The following is a 14,299-nucleotide window of genomic DNA, read 5'->3' as shown; positions in this document are numbered from 1 at the left end:
GAGGAGAACAATCATGGCAATGTTAGAAGTAAGAGATCTGGAAGTCTACTACGGCGTGATCCAGGCGTTAAAAGGAATCTCCTTCGATGTAAATCAGGGAGAGATCGTCGCTCTGATCGGTGCCAACGGTGCCGGAAAGACGACAACACTGCACACCGTGACGGGTCTTTTGAGCGCCCGTTCCGGACATATCATGTACGAAGGAACCGATATCACAAAGATCCCCGGCTACAAGCTCGTCAGCATGGGAATCGCCCATGTTCCGGAGGGACGCCGCGTCTTCTCCACCCTCACCGTTCTCCAGAATCTGAAGCTCGGTGCCTACACAAGAAAAGATAAGGCAGAGATGGATGCGACGCTCAATATGATCTATCAGCGTTTCCCGCGTTTAAAGGAGCGTGTGAACCAGCCCGCCGGTACTCTCTCTGGCGGTGAGCAGCAGATGCTCGCCATGGGACGCGCCCTTATGAGCCATCCGAAGCTCATCGTTCTCGACGAGCCGTCCATGGGTCTGTCTCCGATCTATGTAAATGAAGTCTTCGACATCATCCAGAGCATCAACCGCGACGGCGTGACGGTTCTCTTAGTCGAGCAGAACGCGAAAAAAGCGCTCTCCATCGCGAATCAGGCATATGTACTGGAGACCGGTAAGATCGTTTTGAGCGGCGACGCGAAGCAGCTCATGAATGATGATAAGGTTAAAAAGGCTTATTTGAGTGAATAATCAGAAGTTACGGTCTGTGCCTGGCACGGACCGTATTCTTGTTACAGTACACGGGCACTCCATGCCCGCGCACTGTAACAGGATTTTGCCGATGCTTCGCATTCCGAATCGGCAAAATCCGCGGCCATAACGGTATTATACGGAATTTTCAGTTCAGAAAATTCCTACCCATGAAAAGTAACATTTTTTTACAAATATGTGAATCCATGAAAATTATGTAACGTTTTGACGGATTTTATGGTATACTCTTAGCAGACAGCACTGAAACTGTGCAGAAAAAAGAAGAAAAATCATGTACAGGGGAGGAAGATATTATGAGCAAAGTCATTACAGTCAGCCGCGAACTCGGCAGCGGAGGCCGCGAGGTCGGTCTTCGTCTCGCAAAAAAACTCGGCATTCCTTTTTACGATAAAGAACTTATCGCCATGGCGGCCGAGGACAGCAATATCTCGGAAGATCTTTTTCATGCGAACGATGAAGTGATCGCTGGTCAGAAACGGATCAACTACGATGATTATGCCACTGTGGATCCTTTCTCACCTGTATACGAAGTCCCGGTCTCCGACCAGCTCTTCGTGATCCAGTCGAAGATCATCCAGCGGCTTGCCGCAAACGGTCCCTGCGTGATCATTGGCAGATGCTCCGATGTGATCGTCGAGGACGCTTTCCGCATCTTTATCTGCTCCAGCTTCAAAAAGCGTGTGGAGCGGATCCAGGGACTTGAGAAGGAGCCGGAGGATCTTAAAAAGCTTGAAAGCCGCATCCGCGCTGTGGACGCGAAGCGCCGGGATTACTACCAGTATTACAGCGGAAATGAGTGGGGCAAACCGAAGAACTATGACCTCTGCTTAAACAGCGGCACGCTCGGGATCGAGCGGTGTGTGGAGATCATTGCGAATTCAGTCACTTTGGGATAGCAGGAATTTTCTTTATCGCATAAAAGCGTAAAACTTCAACTTATTGAATTTTTCTGTTGACAAATCCGCCCGACAGCGTTATGATAGCTTCAGTAGCCGGAGAGAATGAATCCGGCGGTAATCTTCAGAGAGGAGAACAGCAGATATGAAGAACCAGATGATGAATCTTTTTGCATCCTATTCTTTTTATTATTTTCCGGGCTATTATTACTGCGCGGACTGTTTCTGCTGCAAAAAACAACCCTCTCCGACCGAAGGGCTTTAGATCCTTCGGAAACGTAAAAGAAAATGCGGAGCCGGTGTTTGCGATTGCAGCAGACACCGGCTTTTTTGTTTCCGGATGCCCTCAAACGTATGCATGAAGCAGTTCCTGCTTTTCGGCTACGGTACCAGCCGAATACAGGAATATCCATTTTCCAGAGCGTTTTTATAAAGCAAACCCAACCTAAACCTGTCATATAAAGGAGAATAAGATTATGATCATTATTTTAAAGAGAAATGCCAACAAAGAAAAAGTAGAGAATTTAAAGACAGAGCTTGTAAATCAGGGATTTAAGCTCCATCTCTCCGAAGGAACCGAGGCCTCCCTCATCGGTCTCATCGGTGACACAAGCCGGATCCATGAAGACTGGTTAAAGGCCAACGACGTCGTTGATGATGTCCGCAGGATCCGTGAACCGTATAAGAAGGCAAACCGCTCCATGCACCCGGACGACACAGTCATCGATGTCTGCGGCAGAAAGATCGGCGGTGGCAGCTTTCAGGTCATCGCAGGCCCCTGCTCCATCGAGACAAAGGAACAGATCACAGAGGTTGCTGAGGACGTAAAGCGTTCCGGTGCAGCCTTCCTCCGCGGCGGTGCTTTCAAACCGAGAACTTCCCCGTACGCGTTCCAGGGTCTTCACGAGCAGGGTCTTGACCTTCTCTTAGAGGCAAAGAAAGCCACCGGTCTCCCGGTAGTCACAGAGATCATGAGTGCGGAGCATCTTCCGCTCTTTGACGACGTTGACATCATACAGGTCGGCGCAAGAAACATGCAGAACTTCGAGCTTTTGAAGGTCCTTGGAAAGATCGACAAGCCGATCCTCTTAAAACGCGGTCTTGCAAACTCCTTAGACGAGCTTCTGATGAGTGCGGAGTACATCATGGCAGGTGGAAATGAAAAAGTCATCCTCTGCGAACGCGGCATCCGCACCTTTGAGACTTCCTACAGAAATACGCTGGATATCTCCGCGATCCCGATGTTAAAGAAAAAGACCCATCTTCCGGTCATCGTCGACCCGAGCCATGCGGCAGGCATCCGCTTCATGGTGGAGCCCCTTGCCATGGCAGCTATCGCAGCCGGAGCCGATGGTCTCATGATCGAGGTCCACAATAACCCTGAGAAAGCCCTCTGCGACGGTGCCCAGTCCCTGACGCCGGAAATGTTCGACCATCTGATGAAAAAAGTCGATAAAGCTGCGGATTTCTTCCACTCTCTCGGTTAATCGTTGTTCTTTTCCTGAATATGCAGTATAATATTTAAATCACACCGCAATGAAACGGCAGGTCGGCGCTGGAAATGCGCCGGCCTGCCGGACGGTTGCAGACTATTAAGATTCATGGAGGTTCACACGATGGTCAGAAACACTGAAACTGCTTTTGTTCCAAATCTGCGCGGAGGCGACGGAACGATCGAGATCCGTCATATCTTAAACAAGGATGAGCTCATGGGACACGCGTCCATGTACGCCCACGTGATCATCCCAGCCCACGCCAGCATCGGATTCCATCAGCATGTGGAAAACACCGAGCCGTACTACGTTCTCAAGGGAAAGGGAATCTTTGAGGACAACGATCACACTGAGACCGAGATCCACCCGGGCGATGTCTGTGTCATCGAGGTTGGCCAGAGCCACGCGATCAAAAATCCTTTTGATGAGCCGCTTGAGATCATGGCACTTGTGATCAATGAGCGTGGAAAAGAGATCTAAACCCGCGCGTCCCAGTCCATCCGAAGCAGGAACACGATAAAGATGATCGAACTCAGCGTCCACGTCAGCGGGTACGCTGAGGAGATCGTCCGGAAGACAGGAATAATCCGGATCGCGATCGTCACGTAGAGCACGCGGATACCGCACCAGCAGATCAGCATCGTAAACATCGGGACAATGGATTTTCCCACGCCGCGGAGTACTCCCGTCGCGCAGTTGGAGAACGCCAGCAAAAAGAAAAATAAGGCAACCGTTCTTCCGTGGATCGTTCCAAATTCGATTGCTTCCGGCACATCCACAAAGATCCGAAGCAGGATCGGAACCCAGATAAAAAGACAGATTCCTACAAGCTCCGCCATCGCCATTCCGAACGCCACACCCATCACGGAACCTTTCTTCGCGCGGTCCGCTTTCCCGGCACCGAGATTCTGGCTCACAAAGGTTGTCAGCGCCATGGACATGCTCATGATCGGAAGAAAGGCAATCCCCTCAAGCTTCGCGAAGGCCCCCTGTCCGGAGATTGCGAAAGCTCCGAAGGTATTGATATTTGACTGGACCACAAGATTTCCGACACTGATCACGGAGTTCTGGAGTCCCGTCGGAAGTCCCTGTGTGATCACCTGACGGATCATGGAGCCATTGAAGCGAAGCTCCTTAAAATGGATCGTCGCAGCCCCTCCATCCTTCACCATGCGGATCATGCATAATAAAACACTCAATCCCTGGGCGATCACCGTGGCAACAGCAGCGCCTGCGGCACTCCACTGAAATCCCCCCACAAAGATCAGATCCAGGATCATATTTACTATAGAAGAAAAGATCAGATAATACAGGGGATGGACACTGTCCCCCACTGCCCTCATGATGTTCATGCAGATATTGTACATGATGACGGTGGAGACACCGGCAAAATAGATTCCGAAGTACAGTCTCGCCTCCACCATCACGCTGTCCGGCGTGTTGAGCCAGCCGAGAAGGATCGGAACAAAAAACAAACCGATGAGCGTCGCGAAAACCGAGAACACGATTCCCAGAAGAAAGTTTGTGTGCACCGCGCACCGTAATTTTTCCTCATCCTGTGCCCCGAAATATTTCGAGATCACGACACCGCCGCCCACAGCGATCCCGGCAAAAAACGTGATCACCGACATATTCACATTTGATGATAAGCTCACCGCCGCGAAGGCATCATTGCTCGCGAAATTTCCGACGACCCAGGCATCCGCCATATTGTAAAGCTGCTGTAAAAGCTGTCCTAAAAAGATCGGGATCATAAACCTGAAAAGTCCTCGTCCGATCGGACCTTCTGTCAGATTCCCATCCTTCTTCCCACTACCGGCTCCTGCCCTTTTCCGGACTAATCCCATGCCATTTCCTCCCTCAGTATCAGACCATTCGTCCTTCATATGCTTCAGGTATTGTCCGCATAGTACGGACTTTTGTCGTTTAAGTGACACATTGTAACTAAAATAATCGTATCATGTATGACCAGGGATGTCAAGTGACTGAACGGTCCCTGATCTTATGAAAACCAAAGGAGATTTTTCTTATGCCGCAGATCAAAAAAATCACTGATCTCACAGCGCCGGAACTCGATCTTTTTTCCAGATATTCCGAGTCCCAGCTTTTCCATATCAACGAACCGAAACCGGGGATCTTCATCGCAGAAAGCCCGAATGTGATCGAGCGCGCCCTCAATGCCGGGTATGAACCGCTCGCTGTCCTCATCGAAGAAAAACAGGCCGACGACCTGATCCCGAAGCTCTTTTTTGCTTACCCGGAGCTTCCTGTGTACACCGCAAAATTCGATCTCCTGACAAACCTCACCGGCTTTGCCTTAACCCGCGGCCTGCTCTGCGCCATGAAGCGAAAGAGCCTGCCGTCTGTGGCGGAGATCTGTGAGGGAAAACACCGGATCGCTGTCCTTGAGAATGTCATGAATCCCACAAATATCGGGGCGATCTTCCGCTCCGCCGCGGCCCTTGGAATGGACGCGGTGCTCCTGACCTCCGGCTGCAGCGATCCCCTCTACCGGAGAGCCGCCAGAGTCAGCATGGGAACTGTCTTCCAGATCCCGTGGACCTGTTTTCCGAAAAACGCGGATCTCTCCTGCGGCGGACTTGAAGCGCTCCGATCTTTGGGATTTCAGACGGCTGCCATGGCGCTGAAAGAAGATTCCGTTTCCATTGATGAGCCGAAGCTTCTTGGTGCCGAAAAACTCGCCGTGATCTTAGGCACAGAAGGGGACGGCCTCGCCTCCGCAACCATCGGCGGGTGTGATCATACGGTCATGATCCCGATGGCCCATGGGGTAGATTCGCTGAATGTGGCGGCAGCCAGCGCGGTGGCATTCTGGGAGTTGACGAAAAACAGAAAGGATATGATATCATGAAAAAACACGCATTATTCTGCATGGTTCTTGCAGGTACTCTTATAGTCGGAGGATGCGGTCAAAAAGCTGCTGACTCCACCGCTGCCACCGCGCAGGTGACCGAAACGTCCGACTCCGCTCCGGCTGACAAACCGGACGGCGCTCCGGGAGAAAACTCCGATAAACCCGGAAATCCGCCGGATGGGGCTCAGGGAAGCCTGGATGGAAAACCGGCACCGCCGGACGGCGGAAACGGAGGTCCGGGAGGTCCCGGAGGCCCGGGCGGACAGAACGCTGCTCCGACATCCTATACGGCAGTCTCAAGCTACTCCACCGATACTGAGGAGGACGGAAAGACCTACACCTCCACAGGAGCTGATGAGAGCGCAGTTCTCGTCACCGACGGCGCGAAGGTCACCTTAAAAAATTTCACGATGGACCGCAACTCCGCTGACAGCACCGGAGGCGATAATTCCAGCTTTTACGGAACCGGTGCCGCAGCACTTGCCACCAACGGCAGTCTGACACTGACCGGCGGCACCATCACCACCGATGCAAAAGGCGGTGCAGGTGTCTTCAGCTACGGCGACGGCAAAGTCACCGTATCCGACACCACGATCACCACAAAGCAGGATACCTCCGGCGGTATTCATGTGGCAGGCGGCGGCACACTCACTGCCTCCAACCTCACTGTTGAGACAAACGGTGAATCCTCTGCGGCGATCCGGAGCGACCGCGGCGGCGGTACCATGACCGTCGATGGTGGTACCTACACCTCCAGGGGAACCGGCTCCCCGGCAGTCTACTGTACCGCCGACATTACCGTCAACAACGCGGCGCTCACTGCTGAAAACTCCGAGGCTGTCTGCATCGAAGGGCTGAACTCCCTCTCTCTATCAAACTGCTCTCTCTCCGGAAACATTCCGGAAAATGAACAGAATGACTGCGACTGGACCGTCATCCTCTATCAGAGCATGTCCGGTGACTCAGAAGTCGGCGAAAGCAAATTTTCCATGGACGGTGGCAGCCTGACCTCCTTAAACGGCGGCCTCTTTTATACGACAAACACGGAGAGTTCCTTCTATCTTAAGAATGTGGACATCACCTACTCCCCGTCCAATAACTTTTTCTTAAAATGCACAGGAAATGCCAACAAACGCGGCTGGGGCCAGTCCGGAAATAATGGTGCTGACTGCACCTTTACCGCAGATTCCCAGGAAATGAGCGGCGACATCCTCTGGGACAGCATCAGTAATCTGGATCTGAAGCTCACAAGCGGCACCATCTTGACAGGTTCCATCCTTCAGGACGAGACAAACGCCGGTGATGGCGGAGACGGAACCTGCGACATCACCATAGACGCCCTCTCTGCCTGGACCGTAACCGGAAACAGCACCGTCACCTCCCTCACCTGTAACGGCTCCATCACAGGCGATGACGGCAAAAGCGTGACGATCGCCGGCACAGACGGCACTGTATTTGTGCAGGGTACTGGCAAATATACGATCACGACCGGTTCCTACAACGAGTAAATTTTAAGCTTTGACCTTCTGTTATTTTTTTAACAATTTCTTCCATTTTCGTTGTATCCACAACATACATTTTATTTTGGTTATGCTATACTAAGCCCATCGCATAGCAAACCAAGTAACTGTTCAGTGCCTCACAGTTACATGCAAAAATCCATTCCAAATCGGCTTCGCCGATGGGATTTTTGCCTTCAAGCCTGTGTTTTATTACGGTCAGCGCAGCGAGTGCGCAGACCTACTGAACAGTTACCAAACCAACACAATTTTGCAAATACAGGAGGTACCCCATATGACTCAGACCATCAACCCAAGAAAAGCAGCGATCATCGGCTGCGGCTTCGTTGGCTCCGCCACTGCCTTCACTCTTATGCAGAGCCGCCTTTTCTCCGAGCTCGTCCTTTTAGACGCCAACGAAGCGAAAGCCGACGGCGAGGCAAAGGATATCGCCCACGGGATCCCCTTCGCCGGTCAGATGAAGATCTATGCCGGAACCTACGATGACATCGCCGACTCCGCCATCATTATCATCACCGCCGGCGCCAATCAGAAACCAGGCGAAACAAGATTGGATCTCGTCCATAAAAACGTAGCCATCTATAAAAGCATCATTCCGGAGATCTCCAGACGCGGCTTTCAGGGCATTCTCCTCATCGTCTCCAACCCGGTAGACATCCTGACCTACACGGCCCTGAAGCTCTCCGGCTTCCCTGAAAACCGTGTCATCGGTTCCGGCACGGTCTTAGACACTGCCCGCTTAAAATATGCCTTAAGTGAACATTTAGGTGTCGACAGCCGCAGCGTCCACTCCTTCATCATCGGTGAACATGGTGACAGCGAGATCGCCGCGTGGAGCAGTACCAACGTATCCGGAATCCCGTTAAACACCTTCTGTGAGATGCGCGGCCACTATAACCATGATGCCGCCATGGACCGCATCGCTGAAGAGGTAAAAAACAGCGCCTACGACATTATCTCCAAAAAACAGGCCACCTACTACGGGATCGCCATGAGCGTCAAACGGATCTGCGAATGCATCATCCGAAACGAACGTTCCATTCTCCCGATCTCCTCCATGATGCATGGAGAATACGGGATCAGCGGCATCTCCCTCAGCATGCCGGCAATCGTGGGACTCAACGGGATCGAGACCCACGTTCCGATCTCACTGGACGCAGATGAAGCAGAAAAACTCCGGGAATCCGCCGAGACCCTGAAAAAAATAGCTGCAGAGCTTGATCTCTCCGCAGCCATCAGCTAACCTTATATCATCTGCCGAACGCAGCAACGACAGATTTTTAACCTAACAAGGGGAAACACGCTTCGCGAGTTTCCCCTTGTTATCGCGACAGTCGCCAAGGTCTCGCGCAAGCGCGGACTTTGGCTCGTTGTTCGCGACATTCTTTTTTTACAACTACTGTAATTCCGCGTAATCCTCCGGCAAAAACCGGTGGTAGATCAGGTGACAGCCCTCATCCTTAAAGCAGTAATAATACCGGTCTGGAATCCCATCCGCAAAGTGGAAGACCCAGTCGAAATCTCCGTCTTCGATCTTTTCAAACACCGGCTTTGCGGACCACTGACGGAAGAGTTCTCTGATCTTCTCAAGACTGCATCCATGCGTCCCGACAAGATCCACCAAATCCTGAATAAACTCCCGCCCTTTCATCTGCTCATGCACATAGACACTTCCGGTCTCCGGAATCAGGAAACAGAACCGGTCTCCCTTCGCCGTCACGCGGACTTCTCCCAATGTCTCCGTCATATGCGCCCCAAAACCGTTCAGACGCACCTTCATCTCCTCCGCCGTATCCTCACTCCCGAAAAAGTGGTTCAGCGTGGACACCGGATAATAAAGCCGTATCACTTCCGGCCGGAATCCCAGCTTCGCCTGCTGCTCCTTCACCAGATCGATCAGATTCTCTTCCAGTCTGCGAAATCCCATCCTGTCCCATTCTCCTTCTTTTTACGCCTTCACATCAAATACATCCGCAACATCACAGAGCAGCTTGCGAATCTCAAGATGCTGCGGACATACCTTCTCGCACTTTCCGCACTTGATACAATCCGACGCTTTTCCGTTGTTCCGTGTATGGACCCCATAATAGACATTTGAATTTGTATTCTGGTAGATCTTCTTCGCGTTCATGCACGCAAACAGATCCGGAATCGAGATCTTCTTCGGACATCCGTCGACACAATAGCGGCATCCGGTACACGGGATCAGGTTCTTTCCGCGGAAGATCTCGCGCACCTTCTCGACCGCCTTCATCTCCCTCTCGTCAAGGGGCCTGAAGTCTTTCATGAAACTCACATTTTCCTTCATCTGCTCCAGACTGCTCATTCCGGAAAGGACCATCATGATACCCGGGAATCCCGCCGCGTAACGGATCGCGTAGGTAGCCGGACTGCCGCCGTGAAGCTCCTCAAAGACTGCCTTCGCATCATCCGGAAGATTTGCAAGACTTCCGCCGCGGACCGGTTCCATAACGATCACCTGTTTTCCATGCTTTCTGCAGATCTCATAGCATTTCCCGGCCTGAACTGCCGGATCATCGAAATCTGCATAGTTAAACTGGATCTGGACGACTTCGATCTGCGGATACTCCGTTAAGATCTGCTCAAGGACCTCCGCGCGGTCATGGAAAGAAATTCCAAAGTGGCGGATCTTCCCCTCTTCCTTAAAGGTTAAAGCCGTCTCATACGCATGGCATTCCTTAAACTTCGGATAGTTTCCCATTCCCTGGGCATGCATCAGATAGAAATCAAAATAGTCTACACCGCAGCGCTCCAGCTGTGACTCAAAAAACGGGCGGATGTCCTCTTCCTTCTCAAAATAAGCGGCCGTCAGCTTATTTGTAAGAATGTAGCTCTCCCTCGGATAACGGCTCGTCAGGCAGTTTTTGACCGCAAGCTCACTTCTCTCACCGATGTAGCCGTGAGCCGTATCAAAGTAGTTGAATCCCTGATCCAGAAAATAATCCACCATCTGGGAAACCTGCGCCTCATCGATTTCTTCCCCAATCATAGGGAAACGCATACATCCGAAACCAAAATTCTTTTTAATCTTATCCATGCTGCTCTCCTTTTCTGAATAGATCCGGCACGGGCGGTGAATGTCTTCACCGTTGCATCCCGATCATACTCCCGCGTTCTCTCCGGCTGATCCGTCGTCCACTTTTCACGGTCCGGCAACGGCCGCTGCTGCATTAAGTAACATCTTGTAACTTATTTTGATGATAGCATACTATCTGCGGTCAGTTTAAACTAACTTTCAGATTTCTACCGACCGACCGGATCCTATTGATCGCCGGGAACTACATCAGACCTTCAGGAGGTGAATTCCATGACAGATTTCGTACGAGCGCGAAGTGAAGAACAGAAACAGGCCAGAATGGCAGAAATCAAGGCCGCGGCGGACGAGCTCTTCTGCTCTGTCCCCTACCAGGAGATCACACTCTCCACCATTGCCGGAAAGCTGTCCTGGACGCGGGCAAACCTCTATAAATATGTAACAACGAAGGAAGAGATCTACCTTGAGATCTGTTCCGATAAAATGCAGTCCTATTTTGACGATCTGTTCGCAGCATTTCCCGATGAGAAACCATTTACCCCGGATCAATGGGCTGCTGCCTGGGCAGATGTCCTGAACGCGCACCGTGACTATCTCCGCTACAGCGATATCCTCTGTACGATCATCGAGGTCCATGTCACAGCATGCCGCCTTGCCAGCTTCAAAACAAGCTACCATGCACACCGTGATGCCTTTGTCAGGCTCATGGAAGTCCGCCTCGGCCTTAGCTCCCATGATGCCAGCGAAGTCTTCCTCTCCGTCCTGTACCACGCTGCCGGTCTATGTGGAAGCTGCCACTCCAATCCGGTTATGCTGGAGGCTATGAAAATAGCCGGAATCCCATATAAAAAACGTGATTTCCGGCTCAACATGTATGAATTTATCCGAATGAACCTCTGGTACTATCTCTCCGGTCCTGCCGGAGAAAATTCCTGCGTCACACCGTAAGAATATAGCACCAGACCGGAAGTGTGATCAGTGAGACGACCGTCGAAAAGACAACGATCTTCGTTGCAAGGCGGTCGTCTTTTCCATATTTGACTGCGAGAACAACGCTCGTGCTCGCTGCCGGCATCGCGGACAGGATCACACAGACCGCTGTGATCAGCTGATCAATGTGAAACAGGCGGCAGCCCGCCAGAACGATGACAGGAATCAGGAACAGCCTGATAAACGTGTAGTAATAAACTTCTCTCGTGAACACCTCTTTAAACGGGATTTCCGCGAGCGTACACCCGATCAGAAGCATCGCGCAGAACGTGTTCGCCCCGGCGACCGTCCGGACTGTCTGGTTTACAAATCCGGGAAGTTGGAACTGGGATACCAGAAGTACCATGCCGGTAAAGATTCCGATGATACATGGATGTGTCACAACCTTCTTTAAAAGCTCTTTCTTCGTCGGTGCCTCCGTAAAATAAGTGAGTCCCACCGACCACATAAAGATTCTCGTCGGGATCGTGTAGACCGCCGCATACATGATTCCCAGATCTCCGAAGATTCCCTCAGCGATGGCGTTTCCGAGGATACCGGCATTTGAGACGATCGTCGCGTACTGCAAAACCTTTTTGCTCTCCTCGCTCCAGCCTGGATACAGCACACGGCTTAAAAGATTCGAAAAGATCTGGATCAGAAACGAGATCACGATCACTTCCAGCGTCAGCTTCAGAATATTCATACTGAACTCCATCTGGAACGATTTCACAATGCTCGCGGGAAGCGTCACATTCATCACGAGACTGCTGAGCAGCGCCTTTCCGCTCTTATCGATCATCCCGCTCTTCCTGAGGTACCATCCCAGCGCAAGGATGCAGAACATCATTCCCTGCATATTAAATAAACTTGTAAAATCCATCACGTACTCCTTTATTACAGACTGACGTTATTGTACCTCTCCCCCTCTGATCTTGTCAATCTCCTCACTTTCATCAACCCATGTTACTGTTCACGCCTTGCGCAAACAGTAACTGATTTTGCCGATGCTTCGCATTCCAAATCGGCAAAATCCACTACTACCACTGTATTGTACGGAATTTTCAGTTCAGAAAATTCCTACCCGTGTACAGTAACCAATCCATCTCCCTTCTGCCTGCGCATCCGGATATAAAATCTTGTCACCGTTCCCTATTAGTGGTACAATAACCCCAATTTATACCATCTCACAAAGGAGGTCCCACCATGGAAGCCAACATCACAGTAAGAAACGCAAAATTATCCGACGCTCCGAGAATCCTTGAGATCTACACCTATTATGTAGAAAACACCGTGATCACCTTTGAATACGATGTTCCTTCCCTTGAAGAATTTGAGAACCGCATGATCGATATCATGAAAAAATATCCTTATCTCGTCATCGAACGTGACGGCAGGATCGAAGGCTACGCCTACGCCCATGCTTTCGTTGGGCGCGCCGCCTACGACTGGGCCAGTGAGCTCACGATCTATCTGGATCACAACGCGAAGAAATGCGGGCTTGGCAGAAAACTCTATGAAGCTCTGGCTGATCGCCTCAAAGATATGGGCGTTCTGAATCTTTATGCCTGCATCGGATACCCGAAGGTTGAGGACGAGTATTTAAATAAGAACAGTGCCCAGTTCCATGAGCATCTTGGGTTCCGGCTTTGCGGGACTTTTGAGAACTGCGGGTATAAGTTTAATCGGTGGTATGATATGATTTGGATGGAGAAGATCATTGGGGAACATACGTTGGATCAGGCGGCGGTAAAGCCATATTCCTATACTGAATAATTTGGCGAGAGGTACGCGCAGGGAGGGCCTGGGACGCGGACACTTGAGGGATTCCGGGAGGGTTCCTCTAAGCTTGCCGAAGAATGCTAAGGACGGAGGACATGTGCCACAACTCGCTTCGCTCAGACAAGTGGCACATGTCCTCCAACGCACTCTCCGGCGAGCCAAGAGGAAGCCAGATCCCTTCACCCAGGCGGTCCGTGCCCCAGGCCCTCCCTGCGCTGTGTACTGGCGGAATGTAGGAAAGGCGGTTGCCTGTTTCCTTCAGCAAACAATCGGTACCTAAGTTTTCTCCGTATTAGGGAGTCTGTTTGTAGAACACAGGCAGTACATGCTAAGTTCCTCTCTGCGCAGGGGCTGACCAGCTGAAGAAAAAGGCTTGCACATCTTGTTTTAGCACGCTACAATGGTAAACGTTCGATTTTGACATAATATAAGCTTACAGGAGATGTGACATGAATACGAATGAACGAACTGACAAGCGCCCTGTCTGGCGCGGTGAACTTGCTCTTCTTATTGTGATTTTGATCAACAGTTTCGGTGTTGTCTTAATGCTGGACTCCGGCGCCGGAATTTCGGCGATTTCCAGCGTTCCGTACGCTTTTTCTGAATCCTTCCCGGCTCTGACACTCGGAACCTGGACTTATATCTTTCAGGGAATTCTCGTAACGGCCCTCATGATCTTACGGAAAAAGTTTGTTCCTACATACCTCTTCAGCTTCGTTGTAGGCTTCGCCTTCAGTAAGATGTTAGATGTATATAAGACCGCCCTCGCGGGCCTCACGATGGGAATCGGATACCAGATCGTCTATTTTATCGTGAGCTATCTCGTCATCTGCCTCGGAATCGCCCTCTCCAACCGCTGCGGACTTCCGATCATCCCGACAGACTGAAGTGCTATACTAACGTTGTAACAGTAGTGGCTAATAAGATATAATAAATCCAATAGAGAAAAGAGGTAATTATCATG

General features: G+C 51.1%; 14 protein-coding genes. 10 read left to right on the top strand and 4 right to left on the bottom strand.

Going from position 1 to position 14,299, the window contains the following annotated elements:
• Window positions 1–13 precede the first annotated feature (13 nt).
• The 4 genes from GPK83_RS12365 (at window position 14) to GPK83_RS12350 (ending at window position 3,614) form a co-directional block, all read left to right on the top strand.
• Window positions 14–724, top strand: coding sequence for an ABC transporter ATP-binding protein (locus GPK83_RS12365; protein ID WP_015554098.1), 711 nt, complete (start codon window positions 14–16; stop codon window positions 722–724).
• Between the two features lie 314 nt (window positions 725–1,038).
• Window positions 1,039–1,641, top strand: a complete 603-nt coding sequence (locus GPK83_RS12360) for a cytidylate kinase-like family protein (protein ID WP_117484676.1) — start codon at window positions 1,039–1,041, stop codon at window positions 1,639–1,641.
• 476 nt (window positions 1,642–2,117) lie between these two features.
• Window positions 2,118–3,128, top strand: a complete 1,011-nt coding sequence (gene aroF / locus GPK83_RS12355) for a 3-deoxy-7-phosphoheptulonate synthase (RefSeq protein ID WP_215704907.1) — start codon at window positions 2,118–2,120, stop codon at window positions 3,126–3,128.
• Between the two features lie 129 nt (window positions 3,129–3,257).
• Complete coding sequence (locus GPK83_RS12350; protein WP_117469330.1) at window positions 3,258–3,614, top strand: cupin domain-containing protein; 357 nt, start codon at window positions 3,258–3,260, stop codon at window positions 3,612–3,614.
• Here GPK83_RS12350 and GPK83_RS12345 read toward each other — a convergent pair.
• Entirely contained in the window at window positions 3,611–5,020 is a 1,410-nt protein-coding gene (locus tag GPK83_RS12345) for an MATE family efflux transporter (protein ID WP_252196347.1), read from the bottom strand. The two genes, GPK83_RS12350 and GPK83_RS12345, sit on opposite strands and share 4 nt — an antisense overlap.
• 143 nt (window positions 5,021–5,163) lie before the next feature.
• On the opposite strand from GPK83_RS12345, the gene GPK83_RS12340 reads away from it, so the two are divergent.
• From GPK83_RS12340 to GPK83_RS12330, 3 genes are all read left to right on the top strand, one after another.
• Complete coding sequence (locus GPK83_RS12340) at window positions 5,164–6,006, top strand: RNA methyltransferase (RefSeq protein ID WP_215704906.1); 843 nt, start codon at window positions 5,164–5,166, stop codon at window positions 6,004–6,006.
• Window positions 6,003–7,517, top strand: a complete 1,515-nt coding sequence (locus tag GPK83_RS12335; RefSeq protein WP_215704905.1) for a hypothetical protein — start codon at window positions 6,003–6,005, stop codon at window positions 7,515–7,517. The genes GPK83_RS12340 and GPK83_RS12335 overlap by 4 nt, the downstream gene beginning before the upstream one ends.
• Window positions 7,518–7,803: 286 nt before the next feature.
• A complete protein-coding gene (locus GPK83_RS12330) occupies window positions 7,804–8,772 on the top strand; it encodes an L-lactate dehydrogenase (protein ID WP_118736668.1) in 969 nt (322 codons plus the stop codon).
• A gap of 153 nt (window positions 8,773–8,925) precedes the next feature.
• Here the strand turns inward: GPK83_RS12330 and GPK83_RS12325 are convergent, their stop codons facing one another.
• Both GPK83_RS12325 and GPK83_RS12320 read right to left on the bottom strand, forming a co-directional pair.
• On the bottom strand, window positions 8,926–9,456 hold the full coding sequence (locus tag GPK83_RS12325) for a DUF3877 family protein (RefSeq protein ID WP_215704904.1): 531 nt from the start codon (window positions 9,454–9,456) through the stop codon (window positions 8,926–8,928).
• A gap of 21 nt (window positions 9,457–9,477) precedes the next feature.
• Window positions 9,478–10,587, bottom strand: a complete 1,110-nt coding sequence (locus tag GPK83_RS12320) for an aldo/keto reductase (protein ID WP_021904555.1) — start codon at window positions 10,585–10,587, stop codon at window positions 9,478–9,480.
• Between the two features lie 270 nt (window positions 10,588–10,857).
• On the opposite strand from GPK83_RS12320, the gene GPK83_RS12315 reads away from it, so the two are divergent.
• On the top strand, window positions 10,858–11,532 hold the full coding sequence (locus GPK83_RS12315) for a TetR/AcrR family transcriptional regulator (RefSeq protein ID WP_021904554.1): 675 nt from the start codon (window positions 10,858–10,860) through the stop codon (window positions 11,530–11,532).
• On the opposite strand, the gene GPK83_RS12310 is transcribed toward GPK83_RS12315, so the two are convergent.
• Complete coding sequence (locus GPK83_RS12310) at window positions 11,522–12,436, bottom strand: AEC family transporter (protein ID WP_021904553.1); 915 nt, start codon at window positions 12,434–12,436, stop codon at window positions 11,522–11,524. The two genes, GPK83_RS12315 and GPK83_RS12310, sit on opposite strands and share 11 nt — an antisense overlap.
• Before the next feature lie 323 nt (window positions 12,437–12,759).
• Between GPK83_RS12310 and GPK83_RS12305 the strand changes: the two genes are divergently transcribed.
• Both GPK83_RS12305 and GPK83_RS12300 read left to right on the top strand, forming a co-directional pair.
• Window positions 12,760–13,329 (top strand): GNAT family N-acetyltransferase, encoded by a 570-nt coding sequence (locus GPK83_RS12305; protein WP_215704903.1) that lies wholly within the window; start codon window positions 12,760–12,762, stop codon window positions 13,327–13,329.
• A gap of 455 nt (window positions 13,330–13,784) precedes the next feature.
• On the top strand, window positions 13,785–14,222 hold the full coding sequence (locus GPK83_RS12300; RefSeq protein WP_345941812.1) for a DUF6198 family protein: 438 nt from the start codon (window positions 13,785–13,787) through the stop codon (window positions 14,220–14,222).
• Window positions 14,223–14,299: the final 77 nt, after the last annotated feature.

The organism is Clostridium sp. MCC328, assembly GCF_018785465.1.
GTDB lineage: Bacteria > Bacillota > Clostridia > Lachnospirales > Lachnospiraceae > Pilosibacter > Pilosibacter fragilis.
The sequence above is the reverse complement of the archived record's forward strand: the minus strand, read 5'-3'. Positions and strand labels throughout refer to the sequence as shown.

Excerpts from the sequence above, each read along its gene's own strand:
- GPK83_RS12365 (WP_015554098.1), top strand. The coding sequence starts at position 14 with ATGGCAATGTTAGAAGTAAGAGATCTGGAAGTCTACTACGGCGTGATC.
- GPK83_RS12360 (WP_117484676.1), top strand. The coding sequence starts at position 1,039 with ATGAGCAAAGTCATTACAGTCAGCCGCGAACTCGGCAGCGGAGGCCGC.
- aroF (WP_215704907.1), top strand. The coding sequence starts at position 2,118 with ATGATCATTATTTTAAAGAGAAATGCCAACAAAGAAAAAGTAGAGAAT.
- GPK83_RS12350 (WP_117469330.1), top strand. The coding sequence starts at position 3,258 with ATGGTCAGAAACACTGAAACTGCTTTTGTTCCAAATCTGCGCGGAGGC.
- GPK83_RS12345 (WP_252196347.1), bottom strand. The coding sequence starts at position 5,020 with ATGAAGGACGAATGGTCTGATACTGAGGGAGGAAATGGCATGGGATTA.
- GPK83_RS12340 (WP_215704906.1), top strand. The coding sequence starts at position 5,164 with ATGCCGCAGATCAAAAAAATCACTGATCTCACAGCGCCGGAACTCGAT.
- GPK83_RS12335 (WP_215704905.1), top strand. The coding sequence starts at position 6,003 with ATGAAAAAACACGCATTATTCTGCATGGTTCTTGCAGGTACTCTTATA.
- GPK83_RS12330 (WP_118736668.1), top strand. The coding sequence starts at position 7,804 with ATGACTCAGACCATCAACCCAAGAAAAGCAGCGATCATCGGCTGCGGC.
- GPK83_RS12325 (WP_215704904.1), bottom strand. The coding sequence starts at position 9,456 with ATGGGATTTCGCAGACTGGAAGAGAATCTGATCGATCTGGTGAAGGAG.
- GPK83_RS12320 (WP_021904555.1), bottom strand. The coding sequence starts at position 10,587 with ATGGATAAGATTAAAAAGAATTTTGGTTTCGGATGTATGCGTTTCCCT.
- GPK83_RS12315 (WP_021904554.1), top strand. The coding sequence starts at position 10,858 with ATGACAGATTTCGTACGAGCGCGAAGTGAAGAACAGAAACAGGCCAGA.
- GPK83_RS12310 (WP_021904553.1), bottom strand. The coding sequence starts at position 12,436 with ATGGATTTTACAAGTTTATTTAATATGCAGGGAATGATGTTCTGCATC.
- GPK83_RS12305 (WP_215704903.1), top strand. The coding sequence starts at position 12,760 with ATGGAAGCCAACATCACAGTAAGAAACGCAAAATTATCCGACGCTCCG.
- GPK83_RS12300 (WP_345941812.1), top strand. The coding sequence starts at position 13,785 with ATGAATACGAATGAACGAACTGACAAGCGCCCTGTCTGGCGCGGTGAA.